The sequence below is a fragment of the Amycolatopsis sp. NPDC088138 genome, from assembly GCF_044741685.1.
Classification (GTDB): Bacteria; Actinomycetota; Actinomycetes; order Mycobacteriales; family Pseudonocardiaceae; genus Amycolatopsis.
Genome location: NZ_JBIUTB010000001.1, coordinates 1125091 through 1142104 on the forward strand (window position 1 = coordinate 1125091; position 17014 = coordinate 1142104).

Consider the following 17014-nt stretch of genomic DNA (forward strand, 5'->3'; position numbering starts at 1 on the left):
CGTGCGCACCCGCCTGCTGGTGGTCCTGGTCGCCCTGGCGCTGGCCGTGGTGGCCGCGTTCGCCGTGCCGCTGCTGCTTTCCACGGCCGAGCAGCGCACCCAGGAGCTGGTCATCTCCCGCACGGCCGACGTCGACCGGTTCGTCGTGCTGGCCCAGCAGGCCGTCGACACCCGGGATCCGGCCGCGCTCAACGCCGACGCGACGCGCTACGCCGATCTCTACGGCGAAGGCGTCGTCATCGTCGACGCCCGGCGCCTGCCGCTGGTGCAGGCGGGCGGGCTGACCGCCGCCGATCCCGCCGTCCACGCACTGGTCGAGGCGACCATGCGCAACGAGCCGGGCCCGCGCGTCGACCGGCTCGGGCCGCTGTCGACCGAACCGGCGTACTTCGCGCGGCCGGTCGGGACCGGGACCCGGGTGGCCGGCGTGGTCGTGCTGCGGGCTTCGGTGACGGCGGCCGCCGCGGACGTCGCCGCCCGCTGGGGCACCATCGCCGCCGGCGCGCTGCTCGTCGCGGTCGTGTTCGTGCTGCTCGCGGTGCTCCTGGCCCGGTGGATGGTGCGGCCGCTGCACGAACTGGAGACCGGCGTGCTGGCCGTCGCCGCCGGGCACCGGGCGCACGTCCCGGAACGCGCCGGGCCGCAGGAGCTGCGGTCGCTGGCCGCCGAGGTCAACCGGATGTCCGAAGCCGTGCTGGAGGCCGCCGACCAGCAGCACCGGCTGGTCGCCGACGCCTCGCACCAGCTGCGGAACCCGATGGCCGCGCTGCGGCTGCGCGTCGACTCCTTGGCCGGCCAGGCCGAAGGCGCCACCTACCGGGCGACCGTGGCCGAGGTCGAACGCCTCGAGAAGCTCCTGGACGGGCTGCTGGCGCTCGCGCTGGCCGAGAGCACCGCGACGTGGGTCGCGGCCGGGGCCGCCGACGAGCCGTGCGATCTCGCGGCCGTGCTCGCCGAGCGGGTCGACGCCTGGCGCCCGGCCGCCGACGACGCCGGGGCGGCGCTCGTCCCGCCGCCGGGCCACGCCGAGCCGGTGACCGTCCGCTGCCCGGAAGGCGAGCTGGCGCAGATCCTGGATGTGTTGCTGGACAACGCCGTCCACTACGCCGGGCGCGGCGCGAAGATCACCACGGACTGGGAAGCCAGTGCCGAAACCGCGACGCTCGTCGTCCGCGACGACGGCCCCGGACTGTCCACTGAGGACCGGGCGCGGGCGACGGAACGCTTCTGGCGTGCGGGTGGCGAAGGGGCACCACGCGGGACCGGGCTCGGCCTCGCCATCGCGCACCAGCAGGTGCGCACCCGTGGCGGTGTGCTCGAGCTGCGCCAAGCCGAGCCGCACGGCCTCGAGGTCCGTGTCACGCTGCCGCTCGCGGAGGAGGTGCCATGACGCTCACCCGGCGCACCGCGCTGCTCGGCGGTCTCGGCCTCGCGCTGGCCGGGTGTTCGTCGTCCGGGTACGCCGGTCCCGAACGGACACTCACCATCGCCGCCGGGGAGCGCGGCGGTTTCTACCTCGCCTTCGCCGAACTGCTGGCGACGGAGCTGAGCCGTGCGGAACCGCGGCTGCACGCCACCGCCGTGCCGACCGAGGCGAGTGTCGCCAACGTCGACCTCGTGCGGACCGGGCGGGCCGACCTCGGGCTGGTGCTCGCCGACGTCGCGCAGACGGCGATCGGCGGCGGCATGCCGTTCACCGGGAAGGTGCCGCTGCTCGCCCTCGGCCGCGTCTACGAGAACTACCTGCAGCTGGTGGTGCGTGCGGACGGCCCGGCCCGGCGGCTCGTCGACCTGGCGGGCCGTCCGGTGTCGCTGGGTGCGGGCGGGTCCGGCGCGGCCCAGCTGGGCGAGCGCGTGTTCGCCGAAGCCGGCGTGGTCGTCGACGCTCAGCACCTGCTGTTCGACGACGCCGTCCACGCGCTGGCCGACCGGCGGGTCGACGCGATGCTGTGGTCGGGCGGCGTGCCGACGCCGAAGCTCGCGGACCTCACCCGCACGACACCGATCGCGCTGCTCCCGCTGGACGCGCTGGTCCCCGCGCTGCGCAGCACGTACGGGCCGGTGTACGACCAGGTCCAGGTGCCCGAGGGCGCCTACCGGGGTGTCGGCGCGCTGGGCACGATCGGCGTCGCGAACCTCCTGGTCTGCTCCCCCGCCCTCCCCGACGACGTCGCCGCCGCGGTCGTCCGGCTGCTGGTCGAGCGGGCCACCGACCTGGTGCCCGCGGAGGCCGTCGGGACGCAGTTCCTCGACGTCCGCACGCTGATCGGCACCCAGCCGGTGCCGCTGCAGCCCGGCGCGGCCACGGCCTACCGGGCCCTGCACGGCTGACCGCTAGATTGGCCCGGTGACCGAACCTCGCCGCCCGATCGCCAAGATGCCGCTGCGCGTGCGCTACCACGAGTGCGACGGCCAGGGCATCGTCTTCAACGCCCACTACCTGGCCTACGTGGACATGTGCGCTTTCGAGGCGGAGAAGGCCCTGTTCGGCTCCCACGACGAGTTCCTCGCCCACCGCACGGACGTCGTGGTCGCGGAGGCGAACCTGAAGTTCCGCGCGCCGGCCCGGTACGACGACGAACTGGTCGTCGCCCAGTACCTGAGCCACCTCGGGACGACGTCGATGATCCACGACTTCGAGATCCGCCGCGGCGGCGCGCTCGTCGGCGAGGCGACCGTGCGCTACGTGTTCATCGACCCGGCGACCCTGCGCCCCGCCGCACCACCCGACGCCGTCCGCAAGGCGTACGCCGGTTTCCTCCCCGAGGTCTGAGCCGATGTTCCGCGTTCTCTTCTACCACCCCGAAATCCCGCCCAACACGGGCAACGCGATCCGCCTCGCGGCCAACACCGGCTGCGAGCTGCACCTGGTCGAACCGCTCGGGTTCACCCTCGAGGACAAGCAGCTGCGGCGCGCCGGGCTCGACTACCACGACCTCGCGCGGGTGCACGTCCACGCGGACCTCGACGCGGCCTGGCAAGCGCTGCTGCCGGCGAAGGTCTACGCGTTCAGCGCGTCGGCTTCCCGCCTGCACGTCGACGTCGCCTACACCCCCGGCGACGTCCTGCTGTTCGGGCCGGAGTCGGTGGGGCTGCCCGCCGACGTCCAGCAGGCCCCGGAGGTCACCGACCGGGTGCGGCTGCCGATGCTGCCGACCAGCCGCTCGCTCAACCTCGCCAACACCGCCGCGATCGCGATCTACGAGGCCTGGCGGCAGAACGGGTTCGCCGTCCCGGAGGCCTGATCGGGCGTCCGGTAGGTTCGCCGGGTGCGACAGCAATTCCTGGGGGCGCTCATCGGCGCCGCGTTCGGTGCCGTGTTCGTCCTGGTCAACTCCGGTGACCCGCTCCCGGCGGTGGCCGGCTGGATCCTGCGCGGCCTCGCCGTCGTGGCGCTGGCCGCCGTGGTGGTCCTCGGGTTCCGCGCGGGCGGGCGCCCCACCCTGGACGACCGGCCGATGTTCGGGCCGAGCTACCGGGTGATCGTCATCGGCGAAGTGGTGCTGCTGATCGCCGGGTTCTTCGTGCTCAGCCTGCTGGACGCGCCGGTGCAGGCCAACGTCGCGTGGATCGCCACGATCGTCGGCCTGCACTTCGTGGCGCTGGCGTCCGCTTGGAAGACCCGGTCGATCCTGGTGGTCGGCGCGGTCCTGACGGTGCTGGGTGTGGTCGGCCTGGCGCTGCTCGGTTCCGCGGCCCTGCCGTGGGTCCCGTTCGTCAGCGGCACGCTCTCCGGTGTCACCCTCCTCGGCGGCAGCCTCTACGGCGTCCGCCGAGAACGGTGAACGTGCTCACGTCCAGGGCAGTTGCCCAACGGGATCGGAGAATCCTGCCTGGGCCGGCTTGTCTCCGATAAAGGAGTACGAGCCGGCCAAGGAGATTTCATGATCGATGTACCCGGCGCCGACGTCGTCTTCGCTCCTCGCCAGCGGGAACGACAAGCTGCGGCTTTGTACGACCGGTCCAAGCGAGAAGGGCTTCCAGCTTCGGTGATCAGTCAGATCCTCGATGACCACGATCGGCACCTGATCCGCGAGGCCGAAGCAGCAGGTATCGACACCAGTTGCCTTGCGAGCGCGTGGAGTTAACACCCGAGCTTGAGAAGGGCGGCACTTTCACGTGAAAGTGCCGCCTTCGCTACGGGAGTCTCTGGCCGTAGAACAGGCTGGCCGCGGCGCCCAGCATGAGGATCAGCGTGCCGACCACCAGCCACGGCTTGCTCGCGTCGGCGTCCTTGATCTCGTAGCCGATCTGCTCGCCCAGGTCGCCGTAGACCTTCTTCAGCTCTTCCGCGCTGGCCGCCTTGTAGAACTCGCCGCCCGAGAGCCTCGCGATCTCGCGCAGCGACTCGTCGTCCACGCTCACCGGCTGGGCCTTGCCCTCGATGTCGACCGAGCCGTGCGTGGTGCCGAAGGAGATCGACGAGATCGGGACGCCCGCCTGCTTCGCCGCCTGCGCCGCGGTGTAACCGCCGCGCGCCGCGTACAGGTCCTCCGGGACCGTCTGCTTGCCGTCGGACATCAGCACTATGCGCGCCGGCGGGGGGCCGTCGGCGCCGCCCACGACGCTGGAGAAGCTCTCCACCGACTGCAGCGCCGCGAAAATGCCTTCACCGGTGGCCGTGGACTGCGCCAGCTTCAGGTTCTCGATCGCCTTGATGACGCCGTTGCGGTCGGTGGTCGGGTTGACCAGCACCGTCGCCGTGCCCGCGAAGGAGATGAGCCCCAGGTTGATCCCCGGGGTCATGTTCTGCGCGAACTGCGTCGCGGCGTCCTGGGCCGCCTTCAGCCGCGTCGGCGCGACGTCGGTGGCCTCCATCGACAGCGACACGTCGATCACCAGCACCACGGTCGCCCGGTTGCGCGGCACCTTCTGCTCGGCGGTCGGACCGGCCAGCGCGACGGTCAGCAGCAGCAGCGACAGCACGATCAGCACCGCCGGCACGTGCCGCACCCAGCCCTGGCTCTTCGGCGCGACCTTCTCCAGCAGCTCCAGGTTCGCGAACCGCATGGTCCGCTTCCGGCGCGCCCGCTGGGCCAGGACGTACCCGATCGCGACCGCGGCCACGGCGATCAGGAGCAGGAACCACCACGGCGCGGTGAAGCCCGTCAAGCTCACGCGACACCCCCCGACCAGCGCCGCTTGCGGGCGACGACGAACCGCACCATGTCGGCGATCCAGTCGCCGTCGGTGCGCAGCGTCAGGTGCGCCGCACCCGCTCGCCGCAGGCCGGCCGCCACCGTCTGCCGGTGGGCGTGGGCCGCGGCCCCGAACTCCTTGCGCAGCAAGGCCGAAGCGTGCACTTCGCGCTGTTTCCCTGTCTCCGGGTCGGCCAGCACGACGGTCCCCACCTCGGGCAGGTCGATGTCGCGCGGGTCGAGGACTTCGATCGCGATCAGTTCGTGGCGCCCGCCCAGCGCGCGCAGCGGCCGCTCCCAGGTGGGCTCGCCCAGGAAGTCCGAGATCACCACGGCCAGGCCGCGGCGGCGCGGTGGCCGTCGCAACGCCTCCAAGGCGTCCGCGAAGTCACCGCGGGTGCCCTCGGGGGCCCGCGGGGTCGCGGCGATCTTGCGGACCAGGCCGCGGGCGTGCGCCAGCCCGCCGCGGGCGGGGACGCGGGTGGTCTCGGCGCCGTTCGACAGCAGCGCGCCGATCCGGTTGCCGCCGCCCCCGGTCAGGTGCGCGACCGCCGCGACCGCGCAGACCACCAGGTCCCGCTTCTCGCACAGGGCCGTGCCGAAGTCGAGACTTGCCGACAGGTCGGCGACCACCCAGGTCTCCAGCTCGCGGTCGGCCACCGTCTCGCGGATGTGCGGGGTCGTCGTGCGGGCGGTGACCGCCCAGTCCATCCGGCGCACGTCGTCACCGGGCTGGTAGGGCCGCGCCTCGCCGGGCTCGGACCCCGGCCCCGGCACCAGGCCGAGGTGGTTGCCCTGGAGCAGCCCGTCGAGCCGGCGGCGGACGTCGAGCTCCAGGGTCCGGAGCCCGGCCTCCATCCGGTCGCCGCGCAGGATCGGCGGCGCCCAGGAAGGGCGTTCGCCCGTGTCCTTCTTCGCCATCGCCGGGTTACCTGACCGGCGCGCCCGCCGGGACCGGGCCGCCCTGGCCGGTCCCGCCCTGCGGCCGGGCCGAGACCTGCGGCAACGGCACGGTCTGCAGCACGCGGGTGATGATGTGGTCGATGGGCACGCCGTCGGCCAGCGCGTCGTAGGACAGCACGAGGCGGTGGCGCAGCACGTCCGGCACGACGTCGACGACGTCCTGCGGCAGCACGTAGTCGCGGCCGCGGACCAGGGCCAGCGCCCGCGCGGCGGCGATGATGCCGAGGCTGGCACGCGGCGACGCGCCGTAGGACACCCAGCCCGCGACGTCGGCGAGGCCGTGCTCGTTCGGCGTGCGGGTGGTCAGCACGAGGCGGACGACGTAGTCGACCAGCGCGTGGTGCACGAAGACCTGCGCCGCGACGCCCTGCAGCCGGACCAGCTCGGCCGGGCTGAGCACCTCGTGCGGGGTGGGCGGGGTGACGCCCATCCGGTAGATGATCTCGCGCTCCTCCTCGGCGGAGGGGTACTCGACGAGGATCTTGAACAGGAAGCGGTCGCGCTGCGCCTCCGGCAGCGGGTACACGCCCTCGTTCTCGATCGGGTTCTGCGTGGCGAGGACCAGGAACGGGTCCGGCATCGGGAACGTCTGCCCGCCGATCGAGACGTGCCGCTCGGCCATCACCTCGAGCATCGCCGACTGCACCTTCGCCGGCGCGCGGTTGATCTCGTCGGCGAGCACGAAGTTCGCCACGACCGGGCCGAGCTCGACGTCGAACCGCTCGGCGCCCTGGCGGTAGATCCGGGTGCCCAGGATGTCCGCGGGCACCAGGTCCGGCGTGAACTGCACGCGCGAGAACGAACCGCCGACCACCCGGGCGAACGTCTCGACGGCCAGGGTCTTCGCGACCCCGGGCACGCCTTCGAGCAGCAGGTGGCCCTTGGCCAGCAGCCCCACCAGCATCCGCTCGACCAGGCGGTCCTGGCCGACGATGATCCGCTTGACCTCGAACACGGTCCGCTCCAGCAACTGGGCGTCCCGCGCCGGCGTCGCGGCCTGCTGGCCGTTCCCGCCCTCGGCGTAGCCGGGCTCGGTCACTCTGCCTCCTCATAAGTCCGTGCGCCGCCCCCGCGACGTTGATCACGCGGTGCGACCGTACTGCGTCCCCCGGTGGTTCGTCCGTCCGGCACGCGGACGCACGCGTAGGCCCGTGCGAGTAGCCAACACCGTGCCCGGTGTGACATCTGTGAAGGACCGTGTCAGGACAGCCGGTCCAGGTCCTCGGGGGTGTCGATGTCGTCGGCCTCCCCCGGCTCGGCCGGGACGTCGACGATGTCCAGCGCGCCGAGCGTCCGCCGCAGCGCCGCGTTCTCCAGCTCCTCGGGCAGCGCGGCCCGCAGCGCCGCGACCCGCCAGACGCCGAGCAGCCACTGCCGGGCGCCCGCGGCGTCGACCAGCACCGCGCCGTCGGCCCCGCCGACCGCGGCGACCAGCCGGTCCACTGTGGACCGGCGGACGCCGGGCAGGTCGGCGGCGAGCACCGCGACCGCTTCGACGTCCTCGGGCACGAAGGCGAGCCCGGCCGCCAGCGCGGCGACCGGCCCGGTGCCCGGCACGGGCTCCCGGGTCCACACGACGTCGAAGCCGGGACGCCGCGGGCCGACCGCGATCACGCGTTCGGCGCCCTCGAGGGCGTGGATCGCGCGGGCCAGCAACGGCTTGCCGCCGACGGTCAGGGCCGGCTTGTCCACACCGGACAGTCTGCGGGCCGACCCACCGGCCACCACGATCCCCGCGTAGCGCATCCGGCGCACTTTAGCGGCATACTCGACGCGTGTCCTACACCGCCGAGCCCCGCGTCGACGCCTACATCGACGCGCTGCCCGGGTGGCAGCAGGTGATCTGCCGGGAGGTCCGGGAGCTGGTCCACGCGGCCGACCCCGAGGTGACCGAGACCATCAAGCGCACGCGGCAGCCCTACTTCGTGCTCGAGGGCAACATCTGCGCTCTGCTGGCGGCGAAGGACCACGTCAACGTGTTCGTCTACGACGGCGGCATCGTCCCCGACCCGGACGGCATCATCACCGCCGGGCACGGCAACAAGACCGCCCGGACGGTCGCCTTCGGTGAAGGCGAGCCGATCAACGCGCCCGCGCTCACCGCGATGTTCCGGCAGATCATCGCGAACAACCGGGCCGGCGGCTGGCGCAAGCTGAAGCGCGAACAGGCCTGACCTCAGCGGCCCAGCACGAGGTAGGCCAGGCCCAGCACACCCCGGTAATCGCGGACGTACTGCCGCTGCCGTTCGCCGAGCCAGGCACGCACCTCGGACGCCCGCGGGTCGTCCGGGTGCGCCAGCAGCCACTCCTGCCAGGCGCGGCGTGACGACGACTCGAAGTCGTCCCACTCCAGCTGGTCGGCGGTGCTGAGGTGCAGGACGCGCCATCCGGCGGCATCCACGGCATCGAGCAGGTCTGGAAGGGTCAGCGTGTCCGGGCCGAAGATCTCCGCCGCCGCGGGGTTCGGCGGAGCCGCCCAGAAGCCGTCGCCGTAGAGAACGCGGCCGGACGGCACCACCCGCGCGAGCCGGGCGAGCGCGTCCTTCGTCGAGCCGAAGGCGTGCGCGGCCCCGACGCAGAACACCCGCTCGGCCGGTCCGTCCCAGCTCGCGGCGTCCGCTTCGGTGAACTCGACGGCCAGCCCGCGTTCCCGGGCCGCGGCGCGCCCGCGGTCGAGGCCGGTCACGTCGGTGTCGACGCCGGTCCCGTGCAGCCCGGGCACCCGGGCGACGGCCCTCAGCAGCAGCTCACCCCAGCCGCAGCCGAGATCGACGAGGTGGCCCGCGCCGAGGTCCATCCGGTCGAGCAGCAGCTCGGCGTGGGTTTCGGAAAGGGGCGTGTTCCAGCGCAGCCGCGTGCGGCGCAGCGCGTTCAGTTCGTCGTCCACCGGGCGATCCTGGCGGCCGGCGGCGACGACGTCGAACGGGTTTTCAGCCGATCAGGCGGGTCGCGTACGGCATGATGCCGCCGTAGCGCACCGGGGCGACCCGGACGCGCAGCCCGGACTGCGGGGCCTCGACCATCTGGCCGCCACCGAGGTAGAGCGCGACGTGGTGGATGCCGCCCGCGCCGCCGTAGAACAGCATGTCGCCGCGGCGCATCTGCGACAGCGGGACGCGGCGCCCGGACGTGTACTGGTACCCGCTGTAGTGCGGCAGCGACCGGACCCCGGCGAAGGCGTAGATCATCAGGCCGGAGCAGTCGAAGCCGATCTTGTTGTAGTCGCCGTAGCGGTCGGCGACGCCGCCGTCGCGGATGCCGCGGGTCGCGCCGCTCGCGTTGCCGCCGCCCCAGGCGTAGGGCATGCCGAGCTTGGACAGGGCCCGGGCGACCACGGCTTCGATGGACGCGCCGGCCGGGGCCGAGGGCGCGGGCCCGCCGGCCGGTCGGCCACCGCCGCCCCCGGACGAGCCGAGCGCGGCCTGGCGGGCGCGCTCGTCGTCCTCACGCTGCTTCTGCGCGAGCCAGTCCTGGTAGCGCTGGCGCTGCCCCTGCAGGCCGTTGACCTTGGCCTGCGCGGTGTAGAGCTGCTGCTCGACGCTCGACTTGTTGGCTTCGAGAGCCGAGTTCTGCGTCTGCTGGTTGTCCTGCGCGCTGACGGCGGCGGTCTGGGCGGCGTCGGCGCCGTCCTTCGCCTTGCGCGCGGCGTCCTGCTTCTGCTGGGCGATCTCCGCGGCCTTGCGGGCCGCGGAGTCCTTGTTCGACTTGTCGGTCTGCGCCTGCTGGAGCCGGTCGAGGGCGTTGAGCCGGTCGCCGCCGACGGCGTCGAGCAGCTGCGCGCGGGCCAGCATGTCCTTGGGGCTGTCGGCGCTCAGGTACGCCGAGAGCGAGCCGACCGTGCTGCCCTGCTGGAAGCTGGCGGCGGCGAAGGTCTTCAGGTCGTTGCGGGCCTTCTCGATCGCCGCGGCCGCGGCGTCCGCCTGGGTCCGGGCGGCCTTGGCGTCGTTCTCCGCCTGCGCCGCGGCGTCCTGGGCGGACTGCAGGTCGACCAGGGCCTTGTTGGCCTCTTCCTGCTTGAGCTCGACGTCGTCCTGCAGCTGCGACAGCTTCTGCTCGGCCTGGGCCAGCTGGTTGGTCAGCCGGCCGACCTCACCGGCCTTCGCGTTCGCCTGGGCCTTGCTGTTGTTCAGGTCCGAGTCGCTCGGGTTGGGCGGCGGCGGGGGCGCCGCGAGGCCCGTGCCGCCGGCGCCGAACAAGATCACCAGGGCCAGGGTGCTCACGGTCAGTCCACGGCGCGCGCCCGGCACCTTCCAGCCACTGCGCCGTTCCGGCACGACCGCCACCTCCGCTCACCTGCGCACATCGCGCGTCACTGCAGTCACACCACTATCACAAGCCTCAGCGGAAACTTACACACCGTAGGCACCAATTCCCCTTATTGAGGGACCCCCGTCGCGGATGGCGCAGCCCACACCGCGTGTCGCCTTGTCCCTCAAACAGGACGCGCGTACTGTTTGAGGCACCGCGAGGTGTGCCATCCCGAATCCGGTCCTACGGTGGGGGTGCGCAAGACTCGCCTCACCGAACCCGACCGAACTGACCCGGGACTCGACCGCCGCACCGGCGCGGAAGTCCATGCCACTGGAGTTAGACGTGACCGCACCTGCCAGCAAGGACAGCTTCGGCGCCAAAGACACGCTGAAGGTCGGCGACGCCTCGTACGAGGTGTTCCGCCTGAACAAGGTCGAGGGCGCCGAGCGCCTGCCCTACAGCCTGAAGATCCTGCTCGAGAACCTGCTGCGCACCGAGGACGGCGCGAACATCACCGCCGACCACATCCGCTCGCTCGCCTCGTGGGACCCGAAGGCCGACCCGTCCATCGAGATCCAGTTCACCCCGGCCCGCGTGATCATGCAGGACTTCACCGGCGTCCCCTGCGTCGTCGACCTCGCCACCATGCGCGAAGCGGTCACGGACCTCGGCGGCGACCCGGACAAGGTGAACCCCCTCGCCCCGGCCGAGCTGGTCATCGACCACTCGGTCATCATCGACGTCTTCGGCCGCCCCGACGCCTTCGAGCGCAACGTCGAGATCGAGTACGAGCGCAACCGCGAGCGCTACCAGTTCCTGCGCTGGGGCCAGGGCGCCTTCGACGAGTTCAAGGTCGTCCCGCCGGGCACCGGCATCGTGCACCAGGTCAACATCGAGCACCTCGCCCGCACGGTCATGAGCCGCAACGGCCAGGCTTACCCCGACTCCTGCGTCGGCACCGACTCGCACACCACCATGGTCAACGGCCTGGGCGTGCTGGGCTGGGGCGTCGGCGGCATCGAGGCCGAGGCGGCCATGCTGGGCCAGCCGGTGTCGATGCTCATCCCGCGCGTCGTCGGCTTCAAGCTGACCGGCGAGATCCCCACCGGCGTCACCGCGACCGACGTCGTGCTGACCATCACCGAGATGCTGCGCCGCCACGGCGTGGTCTCCAAGTTCGTCGAGTTCTACGGCGACGGCGTCAGCGCGGTGCCGCTGGCCAACCGCGCCACCATCGGCAACATGAGCCCCGAGTTCGGCTCCACCGCGGCGATCTTCCCGATCGACGAGGAGACGGTCCGCTACCTCAAGCTGACCGGCCGTTCCGCCGAGCAGGTCGCGCTGGTCGAGGCCTACGCCAAGGAGCAGGGCCTCTGGCACGACGCTTCCCACGAGCCGGAGTTCTCCGAGTACATCGAGCTGGACCTTTCGACGGTCGTGCCGTCGATCGCCGGCCCTAAGCGCCCGCAGGACCGCATCGAGCTGACCGACGCGAAGTCGTCGTTCCGCAAGTCCGTGCACGACTACGTGGACGGCGAGGACGCCACGCCGCACACGAAGATGGACGAAGCCTCGGAGGAGTCCTTCCCGGCCAGCGACGCGCCGTCGCTGTCGTTCGCCGAGGACGACGCCGCCCCGGTGATCGTGTCCGCCGCCAACGGTGCCTCGGGCCGCCCGACCAAGCCGGTCAAGGTCTCGACCGCCGACCGCGGCGAGTTCGTGCTCGACCACGGCGCCGTCGTGATCGCCTCGATCACCTCGTGCACCAACACCTCGAACCCTTCGGTCATGCTCGGCGCCGCGCTGCTCGCGCGCAACGCCGTGGACAAGGGCCTCGCGGTCAAGCCGTGGGTCAAGACGTCGATGGCGCCGGGCTCGCAGGTCGTCACCGACTACTACACCAAGGCCAACCTGTGGCCGTACCTGGAGAAGCTGGGCTACCACCTGGTCGGCTACGGCTGCACCACCTGCATCGGCAACTCGGGCCCGCTCTCGGACGAGATCTCCGCCGCGATCCAGGAGAACGACCTCACCGCGGTGTCGGTGCTTTCGGGCAACCGCAACTTCGAAGGCCGGATCAACCCCGACGTCAAGATGAACTACCTGGCGTCGCCGCCGCTGGTCATCGCCTACGCGCTGGCCGGGACGATGGACTTCGACTTCGCGAACCAGCCGCTGGGCCAGGACAGCGACGGCACCGACGTGTTCCTGAAGGACATCTGGCCGACGCCGCAGGAGATCCAGGAGACCATCGACTCCTCGATCACGCAGGAGATGTTCACCAAGGACTACGCGGACGTCTTCGACGGCGGCGAGCGCTGGAAGGCGCTGCCCACGCCCGAGGGCAAGACCTTCGAGTGGGACGCCGAGTCCACCTACGTCCGGAAGCCCCCGTACTTCGAGGGCATGACGCCGGAGCCGGCCGCGGTCACCGACATCTCCGGCGCGCGCGTGCTGGCGAAGCTGGGCGACTCGGTCACCACCGACCACATCTCCCCCGCCGGCGCGATCAAGCCGGGCACCCCGGCCGCGCAGTACCTCACCGAGCACGGCGTCGAGAAGAAGGACTTCAACTCCTACGGCTCGCGGCGCGGCAACCACGAGGTGATGATCCGCGGCACCTTCGCGAACATCCGGCTGCGCAACCAGCTGCTGGACGACGTGCAGGGCGGCTACACCCGCGACTTCACCCAGGACGGCGCCCCGCAGGCGTTCATCTACGACGCGGCGGAGAACTACGCCGCGGCCGGCACCCCGCTGGTCGTGCTGGGCGGCAAGGAGTACGGCTCCGGCTCGTCGCGCGACTGGGCGGCCAAGGGCACCTCGCTGCTGGGCGTCCGCGCGGTGATCACCGAGTCGTTCGAGCGCATCCACCGGTCCAACCTGATCGGCATGGGCGTCATCCCGCTGCAGTTCCCGCAGGGTGAGTCGGCGGCGTCGCTGAAGCTGGACGGCACCGAGACGTTCGACATCTCGGGCATCACCAAGCTGAACGACGGCGAGACCCCGCGCACCGTGCACGTCACCGCGACCAAGCAGGACGGCGGCAAGGTGGAGTTCGAGGCGGACGTCCGCATCGACACCCCGGGTGAGGCGGACTACTACCGCAACGGCGGCATCCTGCAGTACGTGCTGCGGAAGATGACCAACGCGTAAGGGTTTCCGCGTTCCCGAAAGGCCTCCCCGCCGGTTCCGGCGGGGAGGCCTTTCGCGTTACCGTGGCGGGCATGGGGGAACGCATCGAGCTCGGCGACGGCCACCTGTCCTACGAAGAGCGCGGCGAAGGTTCACCGGTGGTGTTCCTGCACGCGGGCGGCATGACCCGCGCGATGTGGGAGGAGCAGTTCACCCGTTTCGCGCGCGAGCACCGCGTGATCCGTTACGACGCCCGTGGTGCCGGCGGCTCGTCGGACCCGGCGGGGCCGTTCTCGCACCGCGAAGACCTGAAGCAGCTCCTCGACGCCTTGGACGTGGAGCGCCCGGTGCTGGTCGGCTGCTCGCTCGGCAGCCGGGTGTTCCTCGACTTCGCCCTCGCCCACCCCGACCGGGCGGCCGGGCTGGTCCTCAGCTCGCCGGGGATCAGCGGGATGGAGTTCCAGGACCCGTACGTCCTGGGCCTGCTGGCCGAGGCGGGCGAAGCGGCCCGGTCGGGCGACGGCGCCGCGGTCCTGGAGTGCGTCCTGCGGTTGTGGGTCGACGGCCCGCACCGCGCGCCCGCCGACGTGGACCCGGCGGTCCGGCAGCACTGCCGGGACATGCTGGTCGGCAACTTCGGCCAGGGCCACGGCGCCCCCGATCCGGGTACCGAGCTGGACGCGATCGGCCGGGTGGCCGAGATCGGGACGCGCGCGCTGGTCGTCACGGGCGACCTCGACTCCACCGACATCTTCGCCGTCGCCGACCTGGTGGAGCGCGAGGCACCGCACGCGCGCCGGGTCCGGGTGCCCGGCGCCGCGCACCTGGTGAACCTCGACCGGCCCGCCCGGTTCGGCGAGCTGCTCGAGGAGTTCCTCGCTACACCGTGACGGCGTCCCAGCGCACGCTCGACACCGCGGGCTCCAGGGAAAGCCGGGACACCGCGGACTCCATCTGGGCGTCGTCGCGCTGGTCGGCGGCCAGCTCGGCGCGGACCTCGACGGTACGGTCCTCCGGGCGGTCCGTGCTCAGCACCGACAGCAGCCGGAAGTCCGTGCGGGCCAGCGCTTGCACGAGCAGGGCCCGGACGGGGGCCTCGCTGTCGTCGCGGGTCACCGCCTGGAACTCGTAGCGCGCCGGGGTCTCCTCGCCCGAGTCCGGGCGGCGGTCGACAACGCGGCCGAGCGGCCGCAGCAGGACGTTCACCCCGACGACGACCACGGTCCCGGCCAGCGCCACGGCGTACAACCCGGAGCCGGCGAGCGAACCCACGGCCGCCGAGCACCACAGCGTCGCCGCGGTGTTGAGACCCCGGACGTTGAGGCCGTCACGCAGGATCACGCCGGCACCGAGGAACCCGATGCCGGAGACGATCTGCGCGGCCACCCGCGTCGGGTCGGCGTCCGCGCTGCTCGCGAGGCCGCCGAAACCGTGGGCGGACAGCAGGACGAACAGCGTCGCGCCGACCGCGACGAGGGCGTTGGTGCGCAGCCCGGCCATCCGGGCGCGGAACTGGCGCTCGAACCCGATGACGGCGCCCAGGCCGACCCCGGTGCCCACGCGCAGCAGCATTTCGAAGATGGTCATGATCCGGCTCGTTTCCGGCGTGCGCGCACTGCCGGACAGGAGGAGACCGGACGAGCTCAGCCCAGCCGGAAGCCTCCGGTGAGCGCACGCCCGGTCGTCCGCTGACTGTCCGCTGGCATGTGCCGCTCACCTCGCTTCCGTTGCTCGTGGTTGATCAACTCCCGCACTGTACCGGGCACGAAGAGGCCGGGGCGACGCGAGGTGCGTCACCCCGGCCTCGGTCCGGTATCCGCTACGGGGTTTCGAACGGCTGGACGTTCGGCTGGAACACCTGGCCGCCCGCCGGCACCTTGAGGTCGGTCAGGTACGCCGCCACGGCCTGGTCGACACCGAGGGCGTCACCGAGGATGCAGTGGCCGAACGCGTCGACCGACAGCAGCCGGGTGTTGCCGAGCTCGGCGGCCATCCGCTGGCCGAACAGGTAGCGCGTCGCGGGGTCGTAGTAGTTGCTGACCACGACGACCGGGACGTCGGTCTTCGCCTGCCACGGACCGCGGTAGACGTCCGGCTTCTTCGCCGGCCACACCGGGCAGCCCGCCGTGTCGGCGAAGGCCTGGTAGCGGCCGAAGGTGGGCGACTCGCGCTCCCAGCTCGCGGCGATGCCCGGCACCTGCTCCTGCTTGATCTTGAACGGCTTGTCCGAGCAGTTGACGCCGAAGTACGAGTCGTCACTCGTGTAGGGGCTGTCCGGGGACTGGTCCGCCAGGCCCTGCTTGCCCTTCGTGATCACCTTGAGCTGCCGGGCCTGCAGGGTCTGCGCCTGCGCGCCCGCCGGGTGGATCGCGTCGTAGAGCGCCTGCAGGTCCTCGGCCAGGCCGGGGAACGCCGACGGCGAGTACAGGATGCTCGACACCGAACCGGTGAACGTGTTGATGTCGACCGAACCGCCGCCGGGGACGGTGATCGGCTGCTTGCGCAGGTACTCGCGCAGCTCGTCGAACTTCGCCCGCGGCGTGCCGTCGCTGAACGCGCACTTCGCGCCGACCTGGTCGCAACGCTTGAGGAAGCCGTCGAGCGAGACCTCGAAGCCCTGCGCCCGCTCGCGGTCGTACTCGACGCCGTCCTTCGTGCGCAGCTGCGGGTCGACGTTGCCGTCGATGACGATCGCGCGGGACTGCTTCGGGAACATCGACGCGTAGGTCGAGCCGATCAGCGTGCCGTAGGAGAAGCCGACGTAGGTCAGCTTCTTGTCGCCGACCGCCGCGCGCAGCGTGTCGAGGTCACGCACGACGTCCTTCGTGGACATGTGGTTGAGCAGCGAGCCCGCGTTGTTCTTGCAGAACTGCCCGTAGTCGCGGTAGCTGGCCAGCGTGCCGGAGATCTCGGCGCGGCTCAGCGGCACCGGGATCTGGGCGCCGAAGACCTCGTCCGCGTCCTCCTGCGTGGTGAAGCAGCGCAGCGGGTTGCTCTGCCCGACCCCGCGCGGGTCGAAGCCGACCAGGTCGAAGCGGTCGAGGACCTGCGGCTGGAAGTAGAACTGGCCACTGATCGGCATCCGCAGGCCCGAACCGCCGGGGCCGCCGGGGTTGAGGAACAGCGAGCCGACCCGCGCGTCCGGGGTGCGCGCGGCGCGCTTCAGCAGCGCGATGTCGATGGTGCCCAGCGCGGCGTTGTCGTGGTCGATCGGCACGCGGTAGCGCGCGCAGCTGTAGAGCTTCACCTGGTCCGCGGGCACCCCGGCGAGGGTGTCGGCCGAGCAGGTCCCCCAGGCGACCGCCGCGGTCGCCCCGACGACGGCGGGCTTGGCCGCCGCGTCCGGCGCCGCGGCCGCGGTCCCGGCCGTGCCGGCGAGCCCGATGCCCGCCACGAGCGCCCCCACCAGCGCGAACGAGCGCACCCGGCCCCTTGTGGATCTCCGCAAGACGTTCCTCCCTAGGTCACGCATTCGCCGCGCGCTCGAGGCGTCACGGCGCGTTACCCGGGAGAGACTGGCACAAACC

General features: G+C 72.0%; 17 protein-coding genes. 9 read left to right on the top strand and 8 right to left on the bottom strand.

Annotation, left to right across the window (positions count from 1 at the left end):
* Position 1 precedes the first annotated feature (1 nt).
* The 6 genes from ACIOD2_RS05120 to ACIOD2_RS05145 all read left to right on the top strand — a co-directional run bounded on the left by ACIOD2_RS05120 (position 2) and on the right by ACIOD2_RS05145 (position 4088).
* Entirely contained in the window at positions 2-1390 is a 1389-nt protein-coding gene (locus ACIOD2_RS05120; protein ID WP_400534589.1) for a sensor histidine kinase, read from the top strand.
* The gene (locus tag ACIOD2_RS05125; protein WP_400534591.1) at positions 1387-2331 is read left to right on the top strand and encodes a TAXI family TRAP transporter solute-binding subunit; all 945 of its coding nucleotides are present in this window, start codon (positions 1387-1389) and stop codon (positions 2329-2331) included. The genes ACIOD2_RS05120 and ACIOD2_RS05125 overlap by 4 nt, the downstream gene beginning before the upstream one ends.
* Before the next feature lie 16 nt (positions 2332-2347).
* Positions 2348-2773: an acyl-CoA thioesterase gene (locus ACIOD2_RS05130; protein ID WP_400534593.1), complete on the top strand. Its 426-nt coding sequence runs from the start codon at positions 2348-2350 to the stop codon at positions 2771-2773.
* Between the two features lie 4 nt (positions 2774-2777).
* A complete protein-coding gene (locus ACIOD2_RS05135) occupies positions 2778-3245 on the top strand; it encodes a tRNA (cytidine(34)-2'-O)-methyltransferase (protein ID WP_400534595.1) in 468 nt (155 codons plus the stop codon).
* Positions 3246-3269: 24 nt separating this feature from the next.
* Positions 3270-3785, top strand: coding sequence for a hypothetical protein (locus ACIOD2_RS05140; RefSeq protein ID WP_400534597.1), 516 nt, complete (start codon positions 3270-3272; stop codon positions 3783-3785).
* Positions 3786-3884: 99 nt separating this feature from the next.
* Complete coding sequence (locus tag ACIOD2_RS05145) at positions 3885-4088, top strand: hypothetical protein (RefSeq protein WP_400534599.1); 204 nt, start codon at positions 3885-3887, stop codon at positions 4086-4088.
* 49 nt (positions 4089-4137) lie between these two features.
* Here the strand turns inward: ACIOD2_RS05145 and ACIOD2_RS05150 are convergent, their stop codons facing one another.
* The 4 genes from ACIOD2_RS05150 to ACIOD2_RS05165 form a co-directional block, all read right to left on the bottom strand.
* The gene (locus ACIOD2_RS05150) at positions 4138-5118 is read right to left on the bottom strand and encodes a VWA domain-containing protein (protein ID WP_400534600.1); all 981 of its coding nucleotides are present in this window, start codon (positions 5116-5118) and stop codon (positions 4138-4140) included.
* On the bottom strand, positions 5115-6059 hold the full coding sequence (locus tag ACIOD2_RS05155; protein WP_400534602.1) for a DUF58 domain-containing protein: 945 nt from the start codon (positions 6057-6059) through the stop codon (positions 5115-5117). The genes ACIOD2_RS05150 and ACIOD2_RS05155 overlap by 4 nt, the downstream gene beginning before the upstream one ends.
* A gap of 7 nt (positions 6060-6066) precedes the next feature.
* Positions 6067-7140: an AAA family ATPase gene (locus ACIOD2_RS05160; protein WP_400534604.1), complete on the bottom strand. Its 1074-nt coding sequence runs from the start codon at positions 7138-7140 to the stop codon at positions 6067-6069.
* A gap of 161 nt (positions 7141-7301) precedes the next feature.
* Positions 7302-7847, bottom strand: coding sequence for a molybdenum cofactor guanylyltransferase (locus ACIOD2_RS05165; RefSeq protein WP_400534606.1), 546 nt, complete (start codon positions 7845-7847; stop codon positions 7302-7304).
* Positions 7848-7876: 29 nt separating this feature from the next.
* On the opposite strand from ACIOD2_RS05165, the gene ACIOD2_RS05170 reads away from it, so the two are divergent.
* Positions 7877-8275, top strand: coding sequence for a DUF1801 domain-containing protein (locus ACIOD2_RS05170; RefSeq protein ID WP_400534608.1), 399 nt, complete (start codon positions 7877-7879; stop codon positions 8273-8275).
* Between the two features lie 2 nt (positions 8276-8277).
* On the opposite strand, the gene ACIOD2_RS05175 is transcribed toward ACIOD2_RS05170, so the two are convergent.
* Together ACIOD2_RS05175 and ACIOD2_RS05180 are read right to left on the bottom strand one after the other, a co-directional pair.
* On the bottom strand, positions 8278-8988 hold the full coding sequence (locus ACIOD2_RS05175; protein WP_400534610.1) for an SAM-dependent methyltransferase: 711 nt from the start codon (positions 8986-8988) through the stop codon (positions 8278-8280).
* A 43-nt stretch (positions 8989-9031) separates the two neighbouring features.
* Positions 9032-10384 carry an NlpC/P60 family protein gene (locus tag ACIOD2_RS05180; protein WP_400534612.1) on the bottom strand — a complete coding sequence of 451 codons (1353 nt, stop codon included), beginning with the start codon at positions 10382-10384 and terminating at the stop codon, positions 9032-9034.
* Between the two features lie 292 nt (positions 10385-10676).
* On the opposite strand from ACIOD2_RS05180, the gene ACIOD2_RS05185 reads away from it, so the two are divergent.
* Positions 10677-13508, top strand: coding sequence for an aconitate hydratase (locus tag ACIOD2_RS05185; protein WP_400534614.1), 2832 nt, complete (start codon positions 10677-10679; stop codon positions 13506-13508).
* 71 nt (positions 13509-13579) lie between these two features.
* Entirely contained in the window at positions 13580-14377 is a 798-nt protein-coding gene (locus ACIOD2_RS05190) for an alpha/beta fold hydrolase (RefSeq protein WP_400534616.1), read from the top strand.
* Here ACIOD2_RS05190 and ACIOD2_RS05195 read toward each other — a convergent pair.
* Entirely contained in the window at positions 14367-15074 is a 708-nt protein-coding gene (locus ACIOD2_RS05195; RefSeq protein WP_400534618.1) for an MgtC/SapB family protein, read from the bottom strand. The genes ACIOD2_RS05190 and ACIOD2_RS05195 overlap by 11 nt on opposite strands.
* Before the next feature lie 232 nt (positions 15075-15306).
* On the bottom strand, positions 15307-16911 hold the full coding sequence (locus tag ACIOD2_RS05200) for an alpha/beta hydrolase (RefSeq protein WP_400534620.1): 1605 nt from the start codon (positions 16909-16911) through the stop codon (positions 15307-15309).
* Between the last annotated feature and the right edge of the window lie 103 nt (positions 16912-17014).

Bases quoted from the DNA above. Each gene is read 5' to 3' on its own strand.
- ACIOD2_RS05185 (WP_400534614.1), top strand. From the start codon at position 10,677: ATGCCACTGGAGTTAGACGTGACCGCACCTGCCAGCAAGGACAGCTTC.
- ACIOD2_RS05195 (WP_400534618.1), bottom strand. From the start codon at position 15,074: ATGACCATCTTCGAAATGCTGCTGCGCGTGGGCACCGGGGTCGGCCTG.
- ACIOD2_RS05165 (WP_400534606.1), bottom strand. From the start codon at position 7,847: ATGCGCTACGCGGGGATCGTGGTGGCCGGTGGGTCGGCCCGCAGACTG.
- ACIOD2_RS05155 (WP_400534602.1), bottom strand. From the start codon at position 6,059: ATGGCGAAGAAGGACACGGGCGAACGCCCTTCCTGGGCGCCGCCGATC.
- ACIOD2_RS05190 (WP_400534616.1), top strand. From the start codon at position 13,580: ATGGGGGAACGCATCGAGCTCGGCGACGGCCACCTGTCCTACGAAGAG.
- ACIOD2_RS05145 (WP_400534599.1), top strand. From the start codon at position 3,885: ATGATCGATGTACCCGGCGCCGACGTCGTCTTCGCTCCTCGCCAGCGG.
- ACIOD2_RS05135 (WP_400534595.1), top strand. From the start codon at position 2,778: ATGTTCCGCGTTCTCTTCTACCACCCCGAAATCCCGCCCAACACGGGC.
- ACIOD2_RS05125 (WP_400534591.1), top strand. From the start codon at position 1,387: ATGACGCTCACCCGGCGCACCGCGCTGCTCGGCGGTCTCGGCCTCGCG.